The following is a 22,582-nucleotide window of genomic DNA, read 5'->3' on the forward strand; positions in this document are numbered from 1 at the left end:
GGCACGAATCTATTATGTACCTGAAGGCGTTGGATAAAAAAGAACGATTTGGAAAATTCAACAGAAAGCAGGTATGCAAATGGATTCAGCACTCGCTACCAAAACGAGCCAACCACGCCGCAAGTGGTTACGAATATTCCTGATCAGCTTGCTGGTGTTCGCCTTGCTGTTGACCACAGTCGCTGCCTATGGATATTGGATGGTGACGAAAAGTAAACCGGTAATGGAAGGAGAGCTCGTGCTTCCTGGCTTGACTGCAGAGGTATCCGTCTATCGCGATGCGCACGGTGTACCTACGATCGTAGCGAACAATTTGGATGATCTGTATTACAGTCAAGGATACATCACCGCGCAGGAAAGGCTGTTCCAAATGGATCTAAGCCGTAGAAAGGCATCGGGTCAGTTAAGTGAAATCATGGGAGAATCCATGCTTGATGAGGATAAGTTCTACCGGACGCTGGGTTTGCGTCGAGCAGCGAAGGCTTCTTGGGAGGCCTATTCTGAAGAGGCAAAGCACGTACTGACCCAATATACCCTCGGCGTCAATGCCTATATCGCGGAATCCACACGGAAGGGCAAGCTGCCTATCGAATTTACTTTGGTGAACTACAAGCCAGCACCCTGGACAGCAATCGACTCACTCGTGATCGCCAAGCTGATGGCCTATGATCTGAGCGGCAACTGGACGAGCCAAGTATTCAGAGCCTATCTCACCAAGAACTTTTCTGCTGAAAAGGTAGCCGATCTGTTAACCGACTATCCTGCTGATTCGCGGCCCATCGTCGAGGCGGTACAGTCCAGCAGCATCGACCTGAAAAAAAGCTTTGCAACAGCGGATATCCCCCATGAATCTAACGGCAGCAACAACTGGGTAATCGCAGGTAACAAGTCCGCATCAGGCAAACCGATTTTAGCCAATGACCCACATCTTGGCTTGAACAATCCCTCCATCTGGTTTGAGACAACGTTGATCGCTCCCCAAATGGAAGTGAGCGGTGTGATCTTTGCCGGTATTCCTGGCATTATTCTGGGTAATAACCGACACGTTGCCTGGGGGGTTACAACTGCTCAGGTAGACACCCAGGACTTGTACATCGAAGAAAGAAATCCAGCAAACAAATATCAATTCCGGTATAACGACAAATGGGAGGAAGCACAGGTATTCAATGAGATCATCAAAGTAAAGGGAGCGCCTGATCTTTCCTATGAAGTCGTGATTACCCGCCATGGGCCGATTATCTCCGAATTTGCTCACGATGATCGCCCGGATCATGCGTTGGCGCTGAAATGGACCGCACTCCAACCAACGAAGGAGCTAGAAGCCGTGATCATGTTTAATAAAGCGAAAAACTGGGAGGAATTTAAACAGGCTCTCACCAACTTCCAGTCACCTGTCCAAAATTTTGTCTTCGCAGCAGAAGATGGCACGATTGCCTTCCGTTCAAACGGGTACATCCCTATCCGTAAAAAAGGAGACAGCTCCCTACCCGTCCCTGGCTGGACCGATGAATACGAGTGGCAGGGATATATCCCGTGGGAAGAGCTGCCAACCCTGGTCAACCCGCCTTCGGGTCTGATTGCCTCCGCTAACAACAAAGTTGCCGACGACTCCTACCCGTATCACCTCACGCATGATTACAATTGGTCGAGATCGTATCGGTATGACCGGATCATGGAAGTACTGGCCAGCAAGGATACACTTACCGTTCGGGACATGCAGCAGCTACAGCTGGATCAGAAAAGCCGGCAGGCGGCGACATTACTGCCCATCCTGCTGGATCGATTGGAGCAATCGGAGCAACGAACAAAATTGCGAGGGATCGATGCACATGTGTTAGATCTCTTGAAAAAATGGGATCACGTCGATCGTCCCGAGAGCGCCGCTTCCCTCGTTTACTTTTACTGGATAAAAGAGATTCAGGACTATTTGTTTACTCCAGCCATTGATGCGAAGATGCTGGAAATGTTTTCGCCCGAGATTGATCATCTGATCCTCGAGAGTGCACAAGAGAAAGAGGGACCCTGGCTGAAGGAAAAAGGCGGTCTGGAGGCGGTAGCATTCGTTGCATTCCAGAAAGCCGTGGATCGAGCTGTCGCTGTACAGGGAGATGATCCTGACAGCTGGCAATGGGGCAAGACACATCAGGTTCGATTTGCTCATCCGGTGGGGGAAATCAAGCCGCTTGATCTCCTGTTTAATCCAACCCCGCGTCCAATGGGCGGAAGCGACGATACGGTTGCCATGGCCGCCACCACTAGTGAAGGAGAAGCGGTTCATGGAGCACCTTGGAGAAGGGTAATCGACATGGCAGATAAGGGGGCCAGCTTCAATTCATTGGTACCCGGTCAATCCGGCCATTTCTACAGCCCATGGTATGAAGACCAAATCGATGACTGGATCAAGGGCAACTATCATCGGAGTAACCTTGATGCGAACAGCTACCAGACAGGAGCGCATCATCTGCTGCTGAAGCCTCCCCCTACCTGGTAAATAGGAAATAAGGAAAAGCCTCCTGATTCGCTGTTCAGGAGGCTTCTCGTATGCTTTATGCGATGAACTTCAGACCGACGATACTGATAACAATCCCTGTAATGAACAGAATCCGCTTTCTGTCCCTCGACTCTTTGAAAAACAACATGCCTACCAGCACGCTACCTGCTGAACCAATTCCCGTCCATACTGCATAAGCCGTTCCCACCGGGAGCGTCTGGACAGCAGACGAGAGCAAATAGAAGCTAATACTTGCAAAGATCAAACAAGCCACAGTCGGCTTCCATTTTGTAAATCCTTCTGTCAGCTTTAACGAAATCACTCCACCAATTTCTGCAAAACCAGCAATAATCAACATCATCCATGCCATGTTGTCCACCTCCAAGTTGTCGTTATGCTCTCTCTTCTTCTGCGCTGCTCGTCAGCTTCAATCCAACAATGCACGTGAGCAACAGCAAGATAAAAACGATTTTCAAGAAGGATACGTCTTCACCCAAGAACAAAAATCCAACAACCGCTGTTCCCGCTGCACCAATCCCTGTGAAGATCGCATACGCTGTTCCGACCGGAATGCGTTTCATTGCCTGAGCGAAAAAGTAAAAGCTCGTTACGATCAACATAACCGTGACGACACTCACTAGAGGCTTTGTGAATCCCTCCGAAAATTTCAGTCCCAATGCCCAAGCAATTTCGATCATTCCACCAATAATTAAATAAAACCATGCCATGGTTATCACCTCTTCGTTGTTCTAGCTGTCATTTGAAAATGAATGAATGTCAGTCATTATATTCCAATGAAAAAATCCTCTTATCGAGGACATTCCACGATACAAAGAATGGAGGTACGCCCATCCTTTTTATTACATTCCTAATGCTCTTTTGCAAAAGCGAAGGATTTCTGTTTTGTATTCATCCGGTGCTACATTCTTTTGGTCGCTGCTGTAATAACGTTCTGCTGTATTTTCGATGAGCGTAATGATGATTTTGGCCGTCCATTGCACATCCAGCTCACGTATGATGGCGTTAGCATGGATTGCTTTCACGAGGACGCCTTCCATCCACTCATAAAAAGGCTTGTAGATCGTTCCCCACGTCTCCAGTGAATTGTTTAGTGCAAACCCGGAGTAGCAAAGAATGATGACGTCCCTGTATTCATCCGTAATGGAAAAGGTCTCATCAATTAACACTTCGAGAACGCTCTCGATATCCGTTTTCCCCTGCAGCTTATCGTTGATCCGCTGGAAGGTAATCGTCAGCAGATTATCTGCAATCGCTGGAACCAGAGCCATCTTGGATGAGAAGTACAAGTAAAACGTTCCCTGTGCAATCCCTGCTTTTTTCACGATATCGGATATGGACGTCTTATCCAGCCCTTTTTCCGCTATGATTTCGATAGCTGCATGGAGGATTTTGGAATATTTGTCGTCTTTGCTTATCGCCATGTAGCTTCCCTCCTTTTACCCGAACGAATATAACTGACTGACTGTCATTCATTTTATCAATTCAATTTGCAGCTGTCAAATCGAGATGAAAAATAGCTCCTCGCTCGGAAATAGCAGCGGCAGTCCGGCACCAGACTGCCACCACCCCCGAAATCGATTTGTTTACTCGCTACCCACTTGTGATTTCTGCTCTATTATTTTTTGATTCAGCATTTCGAACGCTCTCATTAGCTCTTCCTTCGGGATAGCCGCATATCGATCCCCGATGCTTACCTCATAGGAGCTAGAAGTCTCGTCTTCCTGTTTCACATAGTGCGTGAAGCCAATCCCCGTCTCTTCACAAAGTGAGATCATGATACGTTCGAGCTCTTCTTTAGGCAAATCTGCGTGCACATGAAACATGTTGGACACAGGCACGTTCGGTCGCGTGGATATCGCTTGGCATTGGTGGTAGCATCCCGCCAGCTCCTTCGCATCCTCGTAGTATTGACGAAATGCATGCTTTCTCTGCTCAAAATGGTAATCTGCCGTGATGATATACGGATACAAACTAATCAAGTCGCCGCCATGGCGTCTTTTCCATACCTTCGATTGCTTGGTGAACTCTTCATCACCAGCCAATATTGCCCCAGCAATTCCGCCCACCCCTTTGTAAAAGGAGACGTATACACTATCGAACAGTGCGCATACCTCGTCTGCTGACTTCTGGTAGAACGGCTGGATTTCAAAAAGCCGGGCACCATCCAAATGCAGTCGAATCCCTTTTTCCCGACAATAACGGGAGATTGCCTCCAACTCCTCATACGGGGGCAGCTGTCCGCCAATCTCACGCTGTGGCAGCTCCAGCAAAAGGCACGCAATAGCTTCGTCCATGCCAAGAACATCGTCTAGTTCAATCACTCGGTCCTTATCCACCAATAAGACAGACTCAATCTGATGCAGCTCCTTGAGCCCGTCTTCTTCGTGAATCTCCAAGTGGCAGAGTGGATGATAGGCGACTTTTTTGATCCCCTTCTCATCGCACCAGATACGCATCGCTATTTGTTGGGCCATCGTACCACTGGGGAAGAACACGGCAGACTCTTTGCCCAAATATTCGGCTATCTTTTGCTGAAAATTCTCGATGAGTTCGCCTGTTCCATACATATCACCCGCCAGATTCCCATCCACCTTGGACAGAACCTGCTGCAATTGATGGATGTCTCTTTTACTGTGCCCGGCGAGCTGATAAGCGGTCTTATGAAATACTTCCCGCAAAGTTTTCGTATCGCTCATTTTCCCGAATCCTCCGTCCTGTAAAGATATCACATTTCACGAGCAGCTTATGTCATTTGTTGTTTGACATACAGCTGGCGATATTCACTCGGTGTCTGGCCGGTCATTTTCTTAAACAATGTGATGAAATACGGCGTATTCGGCATCCCTACCAATTGCGCAACGTCAGCGATCTGGTTGTTTGAGTGAATCAGCAGCTCTCTCGCCTTCTCCATCCGCTTTTTCTGGATGTATTCCACAGGCGTCATTGCCATCAGTCGCTTAAACGTCCGCTGCAAATGAAACGGACTGCCGTGGCACATATCAGCCAAATGCTCCAGCGTCAGCTTTTCGGTATAATGAGAATCAATATACTGCGTAATGAGTGCCACCCACTCTCGATCAGGCAACCTCTCTCCCGTGGGCTTGCAGCGTTTACATGGGCGAAATTCTTCCCGCATAGCTTGGCTTGCATTTTGGAAAACCCGCACGTTCTCCCTCTTCGGCGGCTTCGACTTGCACGACGGCCTGCAAAATATCTTCGTCGTTTTCACCGCATAGAAAAACTGATCATCGTAAGACACATCGTTATGAATAATGGCTTGCCATCTCTCATCGGTTACCCGTTCCTCCAATGCATGTCATCTCCTTTGCTATCGCCGTAATCGAATCGCCTGCTCTTACTGACAGTATACCCCCACGCCACGTGATCCGTACTACTAGGAGATTAAAATAGCAAGATAACGAAATGACAGGACAGCTTTGCTTGTTATAAAACTAGGAGGAAGTCAAACGGGAGGTTTTCACATGACAAACGGTCTACCACAAGCAGCTTGGGTCGATAATAGAGAAGAAATGATCTTGTCCGTACCTACGGAATTCAGCTTTGCGCAAAATCTGCATTACTTGTCCCGAGCATCCAATGAATGCATGTTTCACATCCGAAACGGACGCCTTTACAAAGCCATCCCGATTGAGCAGAATCCACAGGTAGTGGAAATTCACGCAGATGACACGCAAGGGTTGACCGTTCGTTTTCTGGGAGCTTCTCTTCCTTCTGAAAAAGTAAGAGGCACAGTAGCACGCTATGTCCGAGACTGGTTCGATCTCGATAGAAATCTGGTTCCGTTTTACGAGCTTGCTGCCAGCGATGCTCTGCTAAAGCAGGCAGTTGAAAAGTTTTACGGGCTGCGGACCATGGGCATTCCCGACTTGTTTGAAGCGCTCAGCTGGGGAATCCTCGGCCAACAAATTAATCTGACTTATGCGTACACCCTCAAACGGCGGTTGGTAGAGAGCTTCGGACAACGTGTAGAGTGCGAAGGCGAGTCGTATTGGCTTTTTCCCACAGCGGAAAGGATTGCCGGATTGACCGTCGCTGATCTAGATGAATTGCGAATGACGACCAAGAAGTGCGAGTATTTGATTGATGTCGCACAACTCATCGTTGAAGGGAAACTATCGAAAGAGCTATTATGGGACGGAGGAGATTATCCATCCGCGGAGAAGCGATTGACCAGCATCCGCGGGATTGGACCGTGGACGGCTAACTATGTACTCATGCGCTGTCTGCGAATGCCCTCTGCTTTTCCCATTGACGATGTCGGCTTGCACAATGCCATCAAGTTTTTACTAGGAAAAGAAAAAAAGCCGACAAAAGCAGAAATTCGAGAGCTGTCCAAGGCTTGGACGAATTGGGAGTCGTACGCTACTTTTTATTTATGGCGTTTTCTTTATTAAAAAAGGAGGTTCTATCCTATGCTAAAAATAGGTTCGCACGTATCATTCTCTGGTAAAGGACTGCTGAATGCCGCAGAAGAAGCAGCAGCTTATGGTTCGAGTACCTTCATGATCTACACGGGTGCACCACAAAACACTCGCCGCAAGCCGATCGAAGACCAGTACATTACGGAAGGCAAAGAAGTAATGGCCAAGCAAGGCGTCGATGAGATTGTTGTACATGCCCCTTACATTATCAATTTGGGCTCCTACAAGGACGACACCTACGAGCTCGCTGTCCGCTTTCTGCAAGAAGAGATTCGCCGGACCGACTACATTGGCGTAAAAAATATCGTGCTGCATCCAGGCGCATACACCGACAAGGATGCGGAATACGGCATTGCCCGCATCGCGGAAGGCTTGAATGAAGTTCTGGCAGGCGTCAAAGACACGGACGTGAAAATCGCGCTGGAGACCATGGCGGGTAAAGGAACGGAAATCGGTCGCAGCTTTGAGGAAATCGCGGCCATTATCGAGAAAGTAGAAGATAACAGCAAGCTCTCCGTCTGCATGGATACATGCCACATTCACGATGCTGGCTATGATATCGTCAACGACTTCGATGGTGTCTTGGATCAGTTTGATCGGACAATCGGCTTGGACCGTCTCGCCGTCGTTCACTTGAATGATAGCAAAAACTTCCGCGGAGCCGGCAAAGACCGCCACGCGCCAATCGGTGCTGGACTCATCGGCTTCGATGCGATGAATTACATCGTGAACCATGAAAAAATCCGCCACCTGCCACTCGTATTGGAGACACCTTGGATCAGTAAAGAAAAAGGCAACGAGCGTCCGATGTACGAAGCAGAGATCGCCCTCTTGCGTGGTGAAGTGGACAAGCGCTTCGGCGACGAATTCATGGATCATGTCGAGCGCCTCGATTTCTTTTTCCGCAAACAGGATATCACGAGACGTGAGTATGTAGTAGGCATCTGGGAGCTGCTCAAGAACGACGCAAAGGCAAAGAAAGCAGATGGCCGTGAGCCGATGGAGCGTCTGTACGATCTGGTGAAGGAAGCGAGATTGTTCCCAGAGCTTAGCGAAGAGCAAATCAACCACCGCTTGTCTGCCTACTTCGCTATTCCGAAATTCTCTTAATTGAAAAAGCACTCGATATAGGCTAGCTGTGGCTTCCTCCTGTTGGAGTGAACCCGACACACGCACCAAATGAGGAGGAAGCCATATGCCTACGCCAAAAAAGTCATCACCTCAAGATGCTGACCCTGCCAAAACATACACGCTGCTTGGAGCTGATCGCGTCTATTATCAGAGCAATACTCCAGGTACATTAGGGGGCTACCGACCGCGCAAAATATACGGTCGACTGGATTGTCCCTCTGCCATCAGGGCCATTACGCGAGGCGGTTACGTGCGCCATCGCGTCTTTTTTGCTGATGAAGAGACCGCAATCGCTGCAGGGTATCGGCCTTGTGCCGTTTGTTTACGAGAGAAATATTTGTTGTGGAAAGCGATGCAGGCGTAGGATCAATCTTTCCGCTTCCTTCCCCTTTAACGTTTTCACCAGCTTCCCTTGATAGTCAATGAATACTGTCTGATCTTTTGCGATCCGATAGCCAAAGGGCTTTTCGTCTAAACGATTTCTTTTATCAATACCGCTCATTTGCTCGCCTCCTCTCCGCTCTATAGAACACCAGCGGGGATTCGAAATAGTACATAGTTGCCTGTCCACATTTGAGACGTGATGATAAGCTTTTCTTTGCCCCGTTCAAAAAAGTACCCTGCCCCATCTTGTTGGATAAAGGTCCAGCCTTTTTCCGACACAGCTCGTTTCACCGCTTCTGCCGCTGAAGCTTGATTCGCTTGCGGCCCATACCCATACCAATCGATGTGATTCTCCGAAGTCAATTTGACGATTGATCCCGTGTATTCGTCCAAAAGCTCCGTTACCTCTCTTTTGGACTTGGATTCGAATGGTAATGCAGGATACCAGAACAGGGAAGCCTTTGCGATCAAGATGCAACCGAGGCCGAAGCAGAATAACAGAAACAGAGCTTTCGCTTTTTTGCCCATGCAACTACTCCTCTTCCTCCTCAAAAATCGCAACAGGACGCGCCCATCCCGCGCTCGCTCCTTTCACTTTCACAGGAAACACCGAAACGGTAAATCCGTAGGGCTTCGGCAATTGCTCCAAATTCGCCAGCTTTTCAATCTGGCAATACTCTTTCTCTTTTCCGACATAGTGGGCCGCCCATAATACTCCATCACGCGGATTTTGTTTATAGTCAGCAGCTTGAATGGAAAACGGGATATCCCATCCCCACCCATCAGTTCCCATGACTTTGATCCCCTGATCGATCAGCCAATGAGTGGCTTCAGCGGATACCCCGGCATGTGAGAGGAAATAGTGTTCTTCATAGTACCTTTTATCCGCATCCGTCCTGATCAGGACAATATCAAACGGTTTTAGCTCGTATTGGATTTGTTCGAGCTTCTGCTTCATATCGCTCACCGTGATTTCGTAGCCAGACGGTTTCTCACTGAAATCGAGCAGGACACCATCTCCGTAAAACCACTCCAGCGGTAGCTGATCAATGGTTCTCGCGGGCTCCCCCTCTGAGGTAGGCCAGTAATGCCAAGGAGCGTCTACATGTGTTCCAGTATGCGTTGTCAATGTTACAGTTTCACTCGCCCAAGCCTTCTGTTCGGGGAAATCTGTCGCTTGCAAGCCAAAATATTGTGCAGCTTGGACAGCCCCTTCTTCATGACCACTGTATTGAATATCAGGAGGAAACGGTTCTTTCGCCAGACGATCAAGAGGCACACTCAGATCAATGAAACGACGTGTCATTCTTTTCATAGCAGGATTCCCTCATTTCACTCTCGGAATATTCTTGTTTTTCATCGTGATTCAATTGGAATTTGTACTTCTACATACGTATCGCCACCATGCTGTGGAGATTGCAGATAGATCTCTCTTCCCGGCTGATCCTTTTTGATCCGGTACTGATTGCGCTCGATCCACTTACCCAAGTCCATGCATGCCGTGGATGGAACGAATGGCTCCACACGTTGGACCAGAGTGGCCATCATCGGCTCCTCTGGAAGCATACGTACTTCCAGCATGCGGGATAGCACGGGAATGTCCTGTTTGAGCACATACCCGATCTCAAATGCAAATGCAGCCTTGTCTATCTCCGACTCCTTCCACAAAACCATCTGAGAGAGCATGCTTCTCTGCTGCTTGCCTGCATAATGCGCCAATCTATCGAATAGCTTCGGAATCTCTTCCACAGTGCCATGCGAACGAAACGAGACCACTTTTTGCGCTTCTACACTTTTAAAGACAACCTCTTGTTCCGTACTCCCTCTTTGTTCAATGAATGACAGACGCTCCTTGATTCGATTCAATCGCGCTTGTTCCTCCTCAAGTAGCTGTTCCATTTCCTTTTCTTTATGCCTGAGCATGCCTTGCACATATTCAGGCGACATATTTTCATGCAGCAATTGATGGATTTGTTGCAGCGTAAATCCCAAGTCCTTGTACATGAGGATTCGATTGAGTGTCAGCAATTGTTCCGCTGCATAAAATCGATAGCCATTCTCTTTGTCTATATCCGCTGGCTTCAAAATGCCGATCTGATCATAAAAACGAAGCGTCTTTAAGGACACCCTGCTCAACCGCGAAAATTCACTGATCTTAAACATGAAAAAACTCCACTCCGACATTCCCTTGACTTTCCCCTGCACGGGAACGTTTATAGTTGAAAAAAATATGACACATAAAGGAGCTCTGCGAGATGGATTACGAAATTTTTCACTTGGGAGCTGTGCGCTTGCAGTCAGGAGCGACACTGCCGAATGCATTTATCGCTTACAAAACGTATGGCACGCTCAACGCCGCCAAGGATAATGTCATTATATTTCCTACGTCGTTTGGAGACCAGCATTACCAAAATGAATGGCTCATCGGGGAAGATAAAGCCTTGAACCCGAAGCAATATTTCACCATCATTCCCAATATGCTCGGAAACGGGCTATCCTCCTCCCCGAGCAACACGGCAAGCCCGTATGATCAGGCCAATTTTCCGAACGTCACGATCTACGATAATGTCGCACTTCAGTATCGATTGATTACGGAACGGTTTGGCATTCGAAAAATAGCGTTGGCAACCGGTTGGTCGATGGGGGCCATTCAGGCTTTTCAATGGGCAGCGGGTTACCCAGATATGGTTGAGCGATTGGCTCCTTTTGCAGGTACCGCAAAAACGTGGCCACATAACATTGTCTTAATCGAAGGAATCCGGGCAGCATTGCAAGCGGATGCTGCGTGGTATAACGGACAGTACACAGTACCTCCCGAAGTGGGATTGCGTACATTGGGTCGCGTCTATGCGAGCTGGGGGTTTTCTCAGCCATTTTACCGCGAAGAGTGCTATAAGGAGCTAGGATATGAGTCGCTTTCCGCGTTTATCTCGGGATTTTGGGAGGAGAGCTTTCTTCAGTCTGATGCCAACGATCTGCTGGCAATGATGTGGACGTGGCAGCATGCCGATATTAGCAAGAATGAGATGTATGCTTGCGACTTTGAGGCGGCTCTGCAAAGTATTCAAGCACGTAGCGTTGTGATGCCCGTACGGACTGATTTGTATTTCACGCCAGAAGATAGTGAATATGAGACAAGGCAAATGCCGAATGCCACTTTTCAGCCGATTGAATCGATTTGGGGGCACTTGGCTGGGTTTGGATTAAATCGTGTGGATGCGGAGTTTATTGATGGCGCCTTGAAAGAATTGTTGGAGAAAAACTAATTGATTCAAAAACTACAGGACACCTAAGCGCTTATGCAGGTGTCCTATTTTTCACCCTTCTGAACCGGGAGACCAACTAATAATTGTTTATGACTTTCTGATAGATTCAACAACCGAAAGCTCCCGCCCTTTATGTCAGCAATAACCTTCGCAGCCTCTTCACACGCTAATCGGTATTGACGATTGTTGATTTCTCTATTTATCAAAGCTTCCTCAAGCTCATCCGCATCCTTTTGCACAACTTCCCCCGTCGGCAATACAACGATATCCAAATACAAATCATCCATCAGCTTTCATCCCAAAATCTGCACTAAAACAGGCTTACATCTCCACCCATTGCATGGCCCTTCTATCACACTGCAAGCCGATATACCAACGACTACATCCATCTCTGCTCGAAACGTAATTTTATCGCCCGCCTTTGAGATTGGTGGATTGATTATAATCTTTCTGTCTGGCGTAACCGTTGTATTCATGAAAATATTGAAAGGCTGAATCGTAGGAAAAGCTGGTATTAGAAATTGCCCTAAGCTTCCATTCAAATTATCAAAGCAATTGCTGTGCCTTTGCGACTCGTTGAAGAAATGCTGGTAGGTTTCCGCTCTACACGCCGGGAAGATGAGATCATGCACCCCTACTTCATCTTCTATAATCGTAAGCATGGGCTGATATTTATTGCTGTACAGTATATCCCCTGTCGAGACAACGAAAGCTTCCTTGCAATCAATCGTCACAGCCGCTGAAAAAAACTCGTCAAAGGCAGCAGCATTCACTGCAAAAAGATCAGCTACCTGCTGTCCCTCTATATCGATTACGGAAAAATGTTCCCCGCTTTTTATTCGAAATGCTGTCCCGGTTTGTTTTTCGATCAGGATTTCTCTCATAGCAAACGAAGTCTCTTTTCTTATTGGGAAATACATCACTTCATCCTTATCGTAACATCTGGATAGCGCTCCACAACATCTAAATAGGAAATATTTGGATTACCTTTAAGGTTCCGATCCATGAAGGCACGCGATAGTTCGTTAATAATGCTGTGATTGCGCCGTACTTCAGGACTAAGTGCTTCCATCAGTGGTGAATACAGAGGAAAATCTGTGAAGCTGAGATGCCCCGCCTGCCGAATATCCACCTCCACACCTGACTGAGCTAATACTCGCTCTCGCCGCTCTTCTTCGGCTAGCTTCATCTCCGGCGAATCCTCCAGTTCTGTTAATGTGAAGCCTCCGTTCATGATCATCAGCGGTTGCGTTATCGGCTTGTCACGTTCCTCACCGTACAAGTAGCCATCCATATTAATTCCTGCTTTAAATGCGGGATTATTGTATAGAACATCCACCGCAGTTGCACCCCCAAAGGAGTGTCCGATGATGCCCACACTGGAAAAGTCAGCTCGATGGATAAACGGACTCTCCGTTACACCTTCACTCATATCCATAAGCTGCTGAAGAGCAAATTCGATATCCTGCGTCTGCTCCTTGATTACAGGAATAGAAGCATCGTTCTGTACGTTGTATTTCATAGGGAGATGAGAGCTGGTGTCTATGAAAGGAGCATAGCTGCCATCTGGATAAACAGACAGCATCGCCGTCCCAGGATGCTCGACCGCCGCTACAATATAACCGTGGCTGGCTAATTCAATCGCTTGAAACGTATTCGTGAAGCGGCTGCCTAGCATATTCCCGTGCGATAAGAAAATGACTGGTGCTTCTTGTAAGTCCGCAGCGAAGGAAGCACCTGCGTAAGTATGCGTCTCCACCTGTTCGAGGTAGCTCAATACTTTCCCAGCAAATCCGTACTGCTCCTCGACAGCTTTGGCAAACGCTGGAAGATTGGAAATGTATTTACCCGGAGTAGCAGAAGATGACGAATCAGTTGGATACCAAATCTGCACATTGATCTTTCTGGAAGTCCCGTCACTCCCTATGCGAGAGTTGTCCGACCATGTGTAGTTCGCCGTTCCTACCCGATGAGCGCCAGTTGGTCTCTCAAAGGAAAAGACAGGTAACAAAAATGGCAGGCAAATGGCGATTGTGCTGAGCAGAAAAGCCGGCACACTGAGTAAAAGAGACTTCTTCCATGCTCTATCCTTTATCGTGTTCCGGTAAGCCCTGGCTGCGTACATACATAGGGCGATTAGTGCAACCAAATAAGCTGGACCCATTTGCCAACGCGCCTTTTCAAAAATTAGGTGAAACAGCCCTGTACCGACCAGCACAATAGGCATTCCCCATAAAAATAGCCGCCCTGGAGCTTTGCGAGACCAAATCAAGTACCACAATAAGCCTATGGCCAAAATGACAAACATAACTTCAAAAATCCGCATAATGATGCTGCCTCCTTCAACCGAATTATTAATGTAGATTAATATTTAATTATACTTAAATATAAAACAGAGGTTGGACAGGGCATATGCCAGTCTCCTGGTGCCCCAGCCGCTACCCTTGTTTCGTAATTATTCTACTGTCTTCCGCGTCTGCTCTTCCTCAATAATTCGCCGGAATCTCAACATAATTTCCTTTAGCGCTACCAGATCTTCGTAAGGAAGCTTGGAATAGAAGCGCTCTATGATCGACAATTCAATCTTGCGGCTTGTTGCGATATAGTTCACTCCGGCAGTATCCAGTTCCACAAAAATTTCCCGGCGATTCCCGGGATTAATCGAGCGTTTAACGAGATTTCGTTTCTCCATCTTGTTCAGCATTTGGCTGATTGCACTTGCCGTGATGTTCATTAGCTTCGCCAATTCACCAGTGAGCAGACGACCGCGATCATGCAACAGGTTAATCATAATGATCTGGTTATTCGTAATCGTCTCATCCAGCACATCCGCGTATTCTTGCGTCAGCATCGCCTGGCAGGCATACTCGATTTCGTTTAGCTCCCGGACAAAAGCAATAAGCTCCTCATTCATTTAACCACCACCAATAATTAAGTTATCTTAACTATTAAGTTACACGATATTTTACGACTATGTCAATCCAAGGTGTTCAAATACCAGCTTGTTTCACATAAAATGGAAGTACGAAAAAGGAGGGATCTCTGAATGGCTACCCTAACGTACCATGTTGCCGTTTCGCTGGACAATTTCATTGCGGATCAAGCCATGATGGACGGAAATATCGACAGCACGCTCTTTTTATTTGAAGGAGAACATGTACCGGACTTTTTATCCGAAATTCAGCAATATGATGCCGTATTGATGGGCGCAAAAACATACGAATTTGGATTTCAATTCGGTGCGAAGCCGGGCGAACCAGGCTATAAGGGGATCAAGCACTATATTTTCTCTAGCTCCATGCAGTTTGAGTCCAATGCTGAAGTTGAACTGATCAAAGGCGATGCCGTAGAATTCGTCAAGATTCTCAAACAGCAAGAAAACGGCAAGCTGTGGCTATGTGGCGGCGGTGAATTGGCAGGAGCTTTGCTGACACATCAACTAATTGATCAATTGGTTCTGAAAGTGAATCCGGTAATGGTCGGGGAAGGTACACCTCTATTCGGCAGTGTGAAGCCACGTCTCAAACTAGATTTACTGGACATGAAACAGTACGAGAACGGAGTCATTAAATCTACTTACAATATCATTTATACGTAGGATTGCTTCATAAAGAAACGGGACCGGATCATTCGGCCCGTTTCCGTGCTTACACATAGAAAAAAGATGGGGAATCCCCATCTTTTGATTACGTTACATCCTGCAGCTCCCGAGCTGGAACTTCCGATGCCTTTTGAATTTCTATTTTCCGTATGCGATGCTTGTCTTTCTTTCTGATCGTAAAGACGAGATCCTCGTATTGCCATTGGATACCTTCCTTGAGCGTCGGATTTTGGCTGTACAACCACCCCCCGATAGTATCCAGCTCTTCTTCATTAATAGTGGCGTCAAGCAAATCGTTCACCTCGGAGAGCAGTACCTTGCCGTCTACAATCACATGGCTGTTCTCTTCCACGATTTCGATTTCTGCTTTTTCCTCCGCGTCGAACTCATCACGGATTTCACCCACAATTTCCTCCAAAATATCTTCGATCGTAACCATTCCGGAGGTTCCGCCATATTCGTCAATCAGGATGGCAATATGCGTTCTTTGTTTCTGCATTTTTTTCAATAGATCTTTTACAGGTGTAGCCTCCGAAACCGTTAAAAACGGTCGGATCAGCTTGGAAATGTCCAAATTTGGATCATCGGTATAATTCAGAAAGAACTCTTTTGTGTTAATCATCCCGATAATATGATCCTTGTTTTGCGAAATAACCGGGAAACGGGTGTATTGCTCTTCCTTCATGATCCGCAAATTTTGCTCAAGGGTATATTCTTTGTGCAAGCAACTCATATCTGTTCGCGGAACCATAATCTCGCGGGCCAGCATCTCATCAAAAGCAAAGATGTTGCTGACGTATCCATACTCGGATTGATTGATTTTTCCGCTCTCGTAGCTTTCCGTCAGAATGATGCGCAGCTCTTCTTCTGAGTGGCTTTCTTCATGCTCCTTGGTAGGTTTCATACCAAATGAACGCACTAGGAGAGCAGCGGAACCATTCAGCACCCAGATCGCAGGGTACATCAATTTATAGAACCAAATAATGGGTTTCGCACACAGTAAGCTAACCGCTTCGGCCTTTTGGATTGCCACTGTTTTCGGCGCCAGTTCCCCGACAACCACATGTAGAAAAGTTACGATGGAGTAAGCAATCACAAACGACAGAACTGCAACGACTTGTTCGGGTAAATAAGGCGTAAGAAAAGGACTGATGATACTTTCAATCGTCGGTTTTCCCAATACCCCCAAACCAATGGCTGTCAACGTAATCCCCAATTGACACGCAGACAGATACCCATCCAAGTTACTAACTACTTTCTGAACGGCAAGAGCATTCTTTCTCCCTTCCATGACCAGTTGGTCTACACGGCTTGGGCGAAGCTTTACAATTGCGAATTCAGTTGCCACAAAAAAAGCAGTAGCAAAAATCAGAAAAGCAATTAGTAACAAATTCATGGTTAGCAATATCCTATCCCCTCATCATTTTGTAGTCGTACGCATTTATTGTACGAAACTCTACTCCCTCACATCAACGTTCGCTTATATCCAATTTCGTCTTAATTGTTTGATTATAGGCAGTTTTGCTATTTCAGGTCACTCACCCTCACAATTGCTGACTATAGGCAATGCATACTCCCTGTAAACAAAGCAAAGGGAAGAGATTACCCATATCCTTCCCCTCCCTCTGCTCTTTATTCGATTTTCCCTAACTCCAACACGACCGGACAATGATCGCTTCCCATTACCTGCGCATCAATACCCGCTCCTAGCAGCACTGGAGCAAGTCTCTCAGAAGCCAGGAAGTAATCAATCCGCCATCCGATATTCCGCTCTCTTACTTTTGGCATAAACGACCACCACGTATAAGCGTCCGTCCGATCCGGATAAAAATACCGATATGTATCAACAAACCCAGCTCCCAGCAAGCGCGTCATCTTCTCACGCTCTTCAGGAGTAAAGCCAGAATTATTGCGATTGGACTTCGCATTTTTCAAGTCAATCTCTTGATGTGCGACATTCAGATCCCCACAAACCACAACGGGCTTCTTCGCATCCAGCTGCAGCAAGTAATTCCGAAACCGCTCTTCCCATTCCAGCCGATAATCCAATCTCGACAGATCACGCTTCGCATTCGGGGTGTAGACCGTTACCAAATAGAAATCCTGGAACTCCAACGTAATGATTCGCCCCTCAGGCTCATGGTCTTCCTCCAAGCCGTAACGTACAGACAGCGGTTCGATTTTCGTAAAAACGGCCGTGCCCGAATACCCCTTTTTCTCGGCGTAATTCCAATATTGATGGTACTCCTCGCCGATCTCCATCTCGATTTGCCCTTCCTGGAGCTTCGTTTCCTGCATGCAAAATATATCTGCGTTCGCTTCCTTGAAGTATTCATAAAACCCTTTATTCACACATGCACGAAGTCCGTTTACATTCCAAGAAATGAATTTCATGATCACTAATCTCCTCGTCGCCATTCGTTAGATTCTATGGTACACTATCTTTGTTTTCAATTATAGGAGGTTACGATGATGGACATTGCAATGGGCATCGCATTCATGAGACTTCGTTAAGATCGATAAGACCGCATACAGGCTCAACCATTTTTTCAAAAAGGAATTGGGATGGGTTTATTTGTGTTTCGCTGATTTTAACTATTCATGAATGAGGTGTTTTTGTTATGTCTAAAAACAATGTAGAGCAAATGCTTGCTATCGCGAAAAAGCACGGAATCCTGGTAGACCCACATACAGCGAAGGTCAATGAATCGGGCTTAGATTTCCTTGCGATTTTTGTAAGTACGATGGATGGCGTCTCATGGGTATTGCGCCAACCGCGACGAGATGATGTCGTAGAGACAGCTCGTTACGAGAAAAAGGTATTAGACCTCGTAGCCAATCATCTGAGTGTAGAAGTACCTGATTGGCAGGTTCACACATCTGAATTTATCGCTTATCCAATCTTGAGCGGTACTCCGATGGCGACTACTAATATGGAAACAATGAGCTATGATTGGTACCTGAATCCTGAATCTCTCCCTGAGCTCTGCATACAATCATGGGCAGAAGTATTGGCGGAATTACACGGCATTCATCATGACCTGACACGAGATGCTGGCGTCCGGGTCAAGCAGCCTAGCGAGGTACGAGCAAGCCTTCGAGAAAAGATGAATGAAGCCAAACGCGCCTTTGGAGTTTCTCAAGCGCTATGGGATCGTTGGCAAAGTTGGCTTGCAGATGATACATTCTGGCCTACTCACTCCACTCTCGTACACGGTGACCTCCATCCTGGGCATATCCTTGTTGATGAAACAGGCAAGGTAACTGGACTTCTCGATTGGACGGAGGCCGAGGTAGCTGATCCGGCGACTGACTTTACTGTCTTTTACATGTTGTTTGGAGATACTGGCTTGGCTGATTTCATCAAACGGTATGAGAAAGCAGGAGGCCGTATATGGCCACGTATGCATGAGCATATCGCAGAAATGACATCAGCGTATCCCGTCATTCTTGCCACCTTTGCGTTGAAATCCGGGTTGGAAGAGTTTAAGACCATGGCACGACAAGCATTAGGTGTCGACGAAAACGGCAAAGAGCTCTCTTAATGGATATTGAACCATCGTTCCAGATATGGAGCGGTGGTTTTTCTATGTAAATAGCTACAATGAGCCATTACTGTCTTGGCAATAAGGTGATACAATAAATCGGCTAATTCGGACTACCCTAAAAAAGGTTGGAGTGAATGTGATGAAGCGAGGCCCTCTTATTGGCATAGGTGCTGTTGTCGTAATAGCAGGAGTGCTTTCCATTCCTATGGAGGTAAGCCCCTCCCCCGATACACGATTGATCTTGGAGCATACGCACAAGACTTACATCTCACCGCCCTGTTATGAGCAAGCAAACAAAACGAACAATCTCGCCGAAGCCGATATACAAAAAGCTCAAGAGCTGAATTATCAGCCAGAATCGAGCTGCACAGCTGATTCGCTTGCACCCATCAAGCAACCGATTGCTTCTGTACTCGCCGTAAGTCTTGGAATCAAGAAAAGCCAATGGGACTGGTAAACGCCGTTTGCATTTGCCCGGTTCACGAATTGTTCAAGTAAAATAGCTCATCTGAGCCATCTCCTTTTATCAACAAAGTTTATATAATCATCAAGAACGTCATCGAGAGGAGTAACCTGCATGCTATTTAAGAAGTGGAACCGTAACTTCCACCGCTACATCGGACTAGTCGTCAGCCTATTTTTACTCATGTGGGCCGTTACTGGTTATCTGCTGTTAAATGTCCCTTGGTATCAGGAAAAAGCCACAGACTTAAAAACCACGATGATTGAGGTACCCGCTCAGTCAGAAGAGCTAACCATTGCCTATGTGGGAGCGAAGTTAGTGGAAACTGGGGAATATTCGTGGAATGAAATCAGATCGATCGCAAAATCAGGTGACTCCTTTAAAGTCTACGTCAATCGAGATCCTATTCTACGACTGACCGTTTCTGCTGACGGGCATATTACTGCGCTCAAACAAGATCCTATTTTAGATTTCTTCTATGGATTGCATGTGGGAGAATGGGAAGACCTTAATTATGTGACGGTTTTAGAGATTATCTCTATCTTAACCGCCTTTCTCGTCTTGTCAGGGCTTATTTACTTCCTGCCCAAACGCTGGTTTAAGAAACGCGAATCGAAAATATAAGTCTTTGCATAAAAAAAGAGCATTAGCTGCTGAAGCTAATGCTCTTTTTTGTATTAATAGTACGGAGAAATCATAATGTAAACGATGACACCCGTCGCACTGACATACAGCCACATCGGCATCGTCCAGCGGGCGATTTTTTTATGCTTTTCCACTTTCATGTTGAGTCCACGTGCAGTCGTAATCAGCGCAAAAGGAACGATAATCGCCGACAACAGGATATGTGTAATCAAAATGAAGTAATAGATCGGGCGCAGAATCCCCTCTCCCCCGAAGGAAGTGCTAGGTGCCATCCCGTGGTAGATCACATACGAAACCAGGAAGAGAGCTGTTGTGGAGAAGGCTGCAAAAATATATCCCCGGTGCATCTTAATGTTTTTGTACTTCACGATGGATACAAGCGCAGCAACCAGAAATACAAAGGTAAAGCTGTTCATGACCGCATTAAAAAACGGCAAAAATGTAAGGTCGAGATGGCTGAAATCATTATTCTTCGGCATGAAGTACAAGATCGCGATAAGCGTGTTAATCGCTATGGTGAGAATAACAATAATCGGTGTATAGTTGCGTTGTTTCATTCTAATGCTCCTTTTTTCTCAGATCATGAATGAGTATCCCGCTTATAGTTTACCCATTGACGAGTCAGGACATTGGCTCCAGAAGACTGATAGCCAATCCAGTCATCCTTATGATAAACGAAGTGTGTACGCGGTACAAAGGCGAAATGATGAACAAAACGGTCATGATGTTTTGTTTGACCTCAAACGTTCAAAATCCACTTTTATGAAAAACGTCGAGTCGTTTTTTCACAGAAAAAAGACCAACAAATGTTGGTCTCCTCTGTCTTACTTCTTGTTTTCCTGTTCGCTCAGCGGAACCGCTTTGCCAACTCCTAGCGCAAAAAAGCTGATGACCACGATCCCCAAGAAACCAATCCCTGCAATCAGAGAGATACGTGTCTCATCATTGATCCACATACCGATGAGGACCATGATGAGGAAAGCAATAGTCAGGTAGTTCGTCACTGGGGCAAAAGGCATTTTGAATGGATGGCTGTCCATTTCAGCACCTTTTGCTTTCCGGAATCTGATTTGACTGATCAAAATGACAAACCATGGAACCATACCTGGCAGTACACTCGCACTGTATACATACACGAAGAGATTTTCGGGCGCAATGTAGCTCAAGATAACCCCAATGCCCAAACCTACAAGCACACCAATTGTACCTAGCAACGGTACTCCATTCGAAGACAGCTTCGTAAAAACTTTAGGTGCTTGTCCATTGACGCCTAGTGTATAAAGCATACGCCCTGCACTATAAATCCCACTATTACAGCCAGACATGGCGGCAGTGATCACGACAAAGTTAATGAGTCCTGCCGCAGCGGTAATACCAATTTTCGCAAAAGTTGCTACGAACGGACTGCCGATTGCCTGCAATTCATCCCAAGGGTAAACGGTTACAATAACAAAAATCGCACCAATATAGAAGATCAAGATACGCCAAATGATGCTTTGGATCGCACTCGTTAATGTCTTCTTCGGGTCTTTTGCTTCCCCTGCTGTAATCCCGATTAGCTCGACACCTTGATAGGCCCCAATCACTAAGGAGAGAGCGAAGAAAAAGCCCGTCCAACCGCCAGTAAAGAATCCGCCATGCTCCCACAGATTTGATAATCCGATTGGAATTCCTCCGTTGCCAATCCCAAAGAAAATCAGTCCGAATCCTGCAATAATCATCAACACGATGGTTACAATTTTGATCATGGCAAACCAAAATTCAAATTCACCAAATGATTTCACTGAGACCAAATTCGCGGCACCGAGAATCACCATAGCAATAATGCCTGGAATCCAAGCGGGTAAATCCGGAAACCAGTACTTCATATACGTTCCAACGGCGATGATTTCCGCCATCCCGACAATGACCCACTGGAACCAGTTACTCCAAGCCGTCATATAACCTGCTAACGGATGGATATACTTATGTCCAAAGGTCGCAAATGAACCTGTACTCGGCTCCAAATAAAGCATTTCGCCCATGGCACGCATGATGAAAAAAATAAAAATTCCTACAATTGCATAAGCGAGCATAACGGACGGGCCTGTCCATTTAATCGTACTAGCTGACCCCATAAATAGCCCAACACCAATCGTACCGCCCAAAGCAATCATCTGAATATGACGCGCTTCTAAGCCTCTCTTCAGTTCTTTGTTTTCCACGTGAGCTTCCTCTTCCTCTCTGCTGTTGGCGGTATTTTAGGAAAGCTTCTAGTCATTCCTATTTTTATTGATTAATAAACTGCCCCATAACTCTCTCTTCACTTCTTATCAAGGATTCCTACTAGTTAGTAAGATTATTCACCTCGCTTGTTTTACGCTATATTTGTGATTACTTCATATATTTTAATATGTTTTTATAATATCGACAAATATATTTACAAGGAAAATACTTGATAACCAAATATATTTGTATTCAAGAAGAAGAAAAAATACATGACAAATCAATCAATTCCAGATGTGATCCTACCTCCATAAAGGATCAACAGTATGAAAATTTCCCAGCAATGAAATACTATCAGCGATTTTACATTAGGAGGAAATGGAAC

General features: G+C 46.3%; 26 protein-coding genes. 9 read left to right on the forward strand and 17 right to left on the reverse strand.

What is annotated here, in order from left to right; all coding sequences use genetic code 11:
* Positions 1-79: 79 nt before the first annotated feature.
* Entirely contained in the window at positions 80-2,491 is a 2,412-nt protein-coding gene (locus AB1L17_RS24050) for a penicillin acylase family protein (RefSeq protein ID WP_412847654.1), read from the forward strand.
* 55 nt (positions 2,492-2,546) lie between these two features.
* Here the strand turns inward: AB1L17_RS24050 and AB1L17_RS24055 are convergent, their stop codons facing one another.
* From AB1L17_RS24055 to AB1L17_RS24075, 5 genes are all read right to left on the reverse strand, one after another.
* A complete protein-coding gene (locus tag AB1L17_RS24055) occupies positions 2,547-2,861 on the reverse strand; it encodes a DMT family transporter (RefSeq protein WP_412847653.1) in 315 nt (104 codons plus the stop codon).
* Positions 2,862-2,883: 22 nt separating this feature from the next.
* A complete protein-coding gene (locus tag AB1L17_RS24060; protein WP_412847652.1) occupies positions 2,884-3,219 on the reverse strand; it encodes a DMT family transporter in 336 nt (111 codons plus the stop codon).
* A gap of 132 nt (positions 3,220-3,351) precedes the next feature.
* Positions 3,352-3,933, reverse strand: a complete 582-nt coding sequence (locus tag AB1L17_RS24065; RefSeq protein ID WP_412847651.1) for a TetR/AcrR family transcriptional regulator — start codon at positions 3,931-3,933, stop codon at positions 3,352-3,354.
* Between the two features lie 162 nt (positions 3,934-4,095).
* Positions 4,096-5,208, reverse strand: coding sequence for a threonine aldolase family protein (locus AB1L17_RS24070; RefSeq protein ID WP_412847650.1), 1,113 nt, complete (start codon positions 5,206-5,208; stop codon positions 4,096-4,098).
* A gap of 47 nt (positions 5,209-5,255) precedes the next feature.
* Positions 5,256-5,822 (reverse strand): bifunctional transcriptional activator/DNA repair enzyme AdaA, encoded by a 567-nt coding sequence (locus AB1L17_RS24075; RefSeq protein WP_412847649.1) that lies wholly within the window; start codon positions 5,820-5,822, stop codon positions 5,256-5,258.
* Positions 5,823-5,994: 172 nt separating this feature from the next.
* Between AB1L17_RS24075 and AB1L17_RS24080 the strand changes: the two genes are divergently transcribed.
* The 3 genes from AB1L17_RS24080 to AB1L17_RS24090 all read left to right on the forward strand — a co-directional run bounded on the left by AB1L17_RS24080 (position 5,995) and on the right by AB1L17_RS24090 (position 8,449).
* Positions 5,995-6,927 (forward strand): DNA-3-methyladenine glycosylase 2, encoded by a 933-nt coding sequence (locus tag AB1L17_RS24080; RefSeq protein WP_412847648.1) that lies wholly within the window; start codon positions 5,995-5,997, stop codon positions 6,925-6,927.
* Between the two features lie 18 nt (positions 6,928-6,945).
* On the forward strand, positions 6,946-8,064 hold the full coding sequence (locus tag AB1L17_RS24085; RefSeq protein WP_412847647.1) for a deoxyribonuclease IV: 1,119 nt from the start codon (positions 6,946-6,948) through the stop codon (positions 8,062-8,064).
* Between the two features lie 85 nt (positions 8,065-8,149).
* Positions 8,150-8,449 (forward strand): Ada metal-binding domain-containing protein, encoded by a 300-nt coding sequence (locus AB1L17_RS24090; protein WP_412847646.1) that lies wholly within the window; start codon positions 8,150-8,152, stop codon positions 8,447-8,449.
* Here AB1L17_RS24090 and AB1L17_RS24095 read toward each other — a convergent pair.
* From AB1L17_RS24095 to AB1L17_RS24110, 4 genes are read right to left on the reverse strand one after another with little or no spacing between them, the layout of a single operon-like run.
* Entirely contained in the window at positions 8,408-8,587 is a 180-nt protein-coding gene (locus AB1L17_RS24095) for a hypothetical protein (protein WP_412847645.1), read from the reverse strand. The genes AB1L17_RS24090 and AB1L17_RS24095 overlap by 42 nt on opposite strands.
* Before the next feature lie 20 nt (positions 8,588-8,607).
* A complete protein-coding gene (locus AB1L17_RS24100; RefSeq protein ID WP_412847644.1) occupies positions 8,608-8,997 on the reverse strand; it encodes a hypothetical protein in 390 nt (129 codons plus the stop codon).
* 4 nt (positions 8,998-9,001) lie between these two features.
* Positions 9,002-9,784 carry a cyclase family protein gene (locus tag AB1L17_RS24105; protein WP_412847643.1) on the reverse strand — a complete coding sequence of 261 codons (783 nt, stop codon included), beginning with the start codon at positions 9,782-9,784 and terminating at the stop codon, positions 9,002-9,004.
* Positions 9,785-9,825: 41 nt separating this feature from the next.
* Positions 9,826-10,632 (reverse strand): MerR family transcriptional regulator, encoded by an 807-nt coding sequence (locus AB1L17_RS24110; protein ID WP_412847642.1) that lies wholly within the window; start codon positions 10,630-10,632, stop codon positions 9,826-9,828.
* A 92-nt stretch (positions 10,633-10,724) separates the two neighbouring features.
* Between AB1L17_RS24110 and AB1L17_RS24115 the strand changes: the two genes are divergently transcribed.
* Positions 10,725-11,735, forward strand: coding sequence for an alpha/beta fold hydrolase (locus AB1L17_RS24115; RefSeq protein ID WP_412847641.1), 1,011 nt, complete (start codon positions 10,725-10,727; stop codon positions 11,733-11,735).
* A gap of 44 nt (positions 11,736-11,779) precedes the next feature.
* Here the strand turns inward: AB1L17_RS24115 and AB1L17_RS24120 are convergent, their stop codons facing one another.
* The 4 genes from AB1L17_RS24120 to AB1L17_RS24135 all read right to left on the reverse strand — a co-directional run bounded on the left by AB1L17_RS24120 (position 11,780) and on the right by AB1L17_RS24135 (position 14,649).
* Positions 11,780-12,022: a DUF402 domain-containing protein gene (locus AB1L17_RS24120; protein ID WP_412847640.1), complete on the reverse strand. Its 243-nt coding sequence runs from the start codon at positions 12,020-12,022 to the stop codon at positions 11,780-11,782.
* A gap of 6 nt (positions 12,023-12,028) precedes the next feature.
* Entirely contained in the window at positions 12,029-12,619 is a 591-nt protein-coding gene (locus AB1L17_RS24125; RefSeq protein WP_412847639.1) for a DUF1989 domain-containing protein, read from the reverse strand.
* A 35-nt stretch (positions 12,620-12,654) separates the two neighbouring features.
* Positions 12,655-14,061: an alpha/beta hydrolase family protein gene (locus AB1L17_RS24130; protein ID WP_412847638.1), complete on the reverse strand. Its 1,407-nt coding sequence runs from the start codon at positions 14,059-14,061 to the stop codon at positions 12,655-12,657.
* A 129-nt stretch (positions 14,062-14,190) separates the two neighbouring features.
* Positions 14,191-14,649 carry a MarR family winged helix-turn-helix transcriptional regulator gene (locus tag AB1L17_RS24135; RefSeq protein WP_412847637.1) on the reverse strand — a complete coding sequence of 153 codons (459 nt, stop codon included), beginning with the start codon at positions 14,647-14,649 and terminating at the stop codon, positions 14,191-14,193.
* Positions 14,650-14,781: 132 nt separating this feature from the next.
* Between AB1L17_RS24135 and AB1L17_RS24140 the strand changes: the two genes are divergently transcribed.
* The gene (locus tag AB1L17_RS24140; protein ID WP_412847636.1) at positions 14,782-15,333 is read left to right on the forward strand and encodes a dihydrofolate reductase family protein; all 552 of its coding nucleotides are present in this window, start codon (positions 14,782-14,784) and stop codon (positions 15,331-15,333) included.
* An 88-nt stretch (positions 15,334-15,421) separates the two neighbouring features.
* On the opposite strand, the gene AB1L17_RS24145 is transcribed toward AB1L17_RS24140, so the two are convergent.
* Both AB1L17_RS24145 and AB1L17_RS24150 read right to left on the reverse strand, forming a co-directional pair.
* Entirely contained in the window at positions 15,422-16,732 is a 1,311-nt protein-coding gene (locus AB1L17_RS24145; protein WP_412847635.1) for a hemolysin family protein, read from the reverse strand.
* Between the two features lie 236 nt (positions 16,733-16,968).
* Positions 16,969-17,730, reverse strand: coding sequence for an exodeoxyribonuclease III (locus AB1L17_RS24150; RefSeq protein ID WP_412847634.1), 762 nt, complete (start codon positions 17,728-17,730; stop codon positions 16,969-16,971).
* A 227-nt stretch (positions 17,731-17,957) separates the two neighbouring features.
* Between AB1L17_RS24150 and mphJ the strand changes: the two genes are divergently transcribed.
* The 3 genes from mphJ to AB1L17_RS24165 all read left to right on the forward strand — a co-directional run bounded on the left by mphJ (position 17,958) and on the right by AB1L17_RS24165 (position 19,971).
* A complete protein-coding gene (mphJ, locus tag AB1L17_RS24155) occupies positions 17,958-18,881 on the forward strand; it encodes a macrolide 2'-phosphotransferase MphJ (RefSeq protein ID WP_412847633.1) in 924 nt (307 codons plus the stop codon).
* A gap of 142 nt (positions 18,882-19,023) precedes the next feature.
* A complete protein-coding gene (locus AB1L17_RS24160; RefSeq protein WP_412847632.1) occupies positions 19,024-19,341 on the forward strand; it encodes a hypothetical protein in 318 nt (105 codons plus the stop codon).
* Positions 19,342-19,461: 120 nt separating this feature from the next.
* Positions 19,462-19,971, forward strand: a complete 510-nt coding sequence (locus AB1L17_RS24165) for a PepSY domain-containing protein (RefSeq protein WP_412847631.1) — start codon at positions 19,462-19,464, stop codon at positions 19,969-19,971.
* A 53-nt stretch (positions 19,972-20,024) separates the two neighbouring features.
* On the opposite strand, the gene AB1L17_RS24170 is transcribed toward AB1L17_RS24165, so the two are convergent.
* Positions 20,025-20,549, reverse strand: coding sequence for a DUF420 domain-containing protein (locus AB1L17_RS24170; protein WP_106657414.1), 525 nt, complete (start codon positions 20,547-20,549; stop codon positions 20,025-20,027).
* 267 nt (positions 20,550-20,816) lie between these two features.
* Positions 20,817-22,196: an amino acid permease gene (locus tag AB1L17_RS24175; RefSeq protein ID WP_412847630.1), complete on the reverse strand. Its 1,380-nt coding sequence runs from the start codon at positions 22,194-22,196 to the stop codon at positions 20,817-20,819.
* Positions 22,197-22,582: the final 386 nt, after the last annotated feature.

It is taken from the genome of Brevibacillus jepli (genome assembly GCF_047229145.1).
Taxonomy (GTDB): Bacteria; Bacillota; Bacilli; order Brevibacillales; family Brevibacillaceae; genus Brevibacillus.

Coding starts and splice junctions, on each gene's coding strand:
- AB1L17_RS24060 (WP_412847652.1), bottom strand. CDS start 3,219: ATGGCATGGTTTTATTTAATTATTGGTGGAATGATCGAAATTGCTTGG.
- AB1L17_RS24170 (WP_106657414.1), bottom strand. CDS start 20,549: ATGAAACAACGCAACTATACACCGATTATTGTTATTCTCACCATAGCG.
- AB1L17_RS24050 (WP_412847654.1), top strand. CDS start 80: ATGGATTCAGCACTCGCTACCAAAACGAGCCAACCACGCCGCAAGTGG.
- AB1L17_RS24125 (WP_412847639.1), bottom strand. CDS start 12,619: ATGAGAGAAATCCTGATCGAAAAACAAACCGGGACAGCATTTCGAATA.
- AB1L17_RS24165 (WP_412847631.1), top strand. CDS start 19,462: ATGCTATTTAAGAAGTGGAACCGTAACTTCCACCGCTACATCGGACTA.
- AB1L17_RS24120 (WP_412847640.1), bottom strand. CDS start 12,022: ATGGATGATTTGTATTTGGATATCGTTGTATTGCCGACGGGGGAAGTT.
- AB1L17_RS24115 (WP_412847641.1), top strand. CDS start 10,725: ATGGATTACGAAATTTTTCACTTGGGAGCTGTGCGCTTGCAGTCAGGA.
- AB1L17_RS24140 (WP_412847636.1), top strand. CDS start 14,782: ATGGCTACCCTAACGTACCATGTTGCCGTTTCGCTGGACAATTTCATT.
- AB1L17_RS24130 (WP_412847638.1), bottom strand. CDS start 14,061: ATGCGGATTTTTGAAGTTATGTTTGTCATTTTGGCCATAGGCTTATTG.
- AB1L17_RS24085 (WP_412847647.1), top strand. CDS start 6,946: ATGCTAAAAATAGGTTCGCACGTATCATTCTCTGGTAAAGGACTGCTG.
- AB1L17_RS24055 (WP_412847653.1), bottom strand. CDS start 2,861: ATGGCATGGATGATGTTGATTATTGCTGGTTTTGCAGAAATTGGTGGA.
- AB1L17_RS24135 (WP_412847637.1), bottom strand. CDS start 14,649: ATGAATGAGGAGCTTATTGCTTTTGTCCGGGAGCTAAACGAAATCGAG.
- AB1L17_RS24070 (WP_412847650.1), bottom strand. CDS start 5,208: ATGAGCGATACGAAAACTTTGCGGGAAGTATTTCATAAGACCGCTTAT.
- AB1L17_RS24160 (WP_412847632.1), top strand. CDS start 19,024: ATGAAGCGAGGCCCTCTTATTGGCATAGGTGCTGTTGTCGTAATAGCA.
- AB1L17_RS24090 (WP_412847646.1), top strand. CDS start 8,150: ATGCCTACGCCAAAAAAGTCATCACCTCAAGATGCTGACCCTGCCAAA.
- mphJ (WP_412847633.1), top strand. CDS start 17,958: ATGTCTAAAAACAATGTAGAGCAAATGCTTGCTATCGCGAAAAAGCAC.
- AB1L17_RS24100 (WP_412847644.1), bottom strand. CDS start 8,997: ATGGGCAAAAAAGCGAAAGCTCTGTTTCTGTTATTCTGCTTCGGCCTC.
- AB1L17_RS24150 (WP_412847634.1), bottom strand. CDS start 17,730: ATGAAATTCATTTCTTGGAATGTAAACGGACTTCGTGCATGTGTGAAT.
- AB1L17_RS24065 (WP_412847651.1), bottom strand. CDS start 3,933: ATGGCGATAAGCAAAGACGACAAATATTCCAAAATCCTCCATGCAGCT.
- AB1L17_RS24105 (WP_412847643.1), bottom strand. CDS start 9,784: ATGAAAAGAATGACACGTCGTTTCATTGATCTGAGTGTGCCTCTTGAT.
- AB1L17_RS24080 (WP_412847648.1), top strand. CDS start 5,995: ATGACAAACGGTCTACCACAAGCAGCTTGGGTCGATAATAGAGAAGAA.
- AB1L17_RS24110 (WP_412847642.1), bottom strand. CDS start 10,632: ATGTTTAAGATCAGTGAATTTTCGCGGTTGAGCAGGGTGTCCTTAAAG.
- AB1L17_RS24145 (WP_412847635.1), bottom strand. CDS start 16,732: ATGAATTTGTTACTAATTGCTTTTCTGATTTTTGCTACTGCTTTTTTT.
- AB1L17_RS24095 (WP_412847645.1), bottom strand. CDS start 8,587: ATGAGCGGTATTGATAAAAGAAATCGTTTAGACGAAAAGCCCTTTGGC.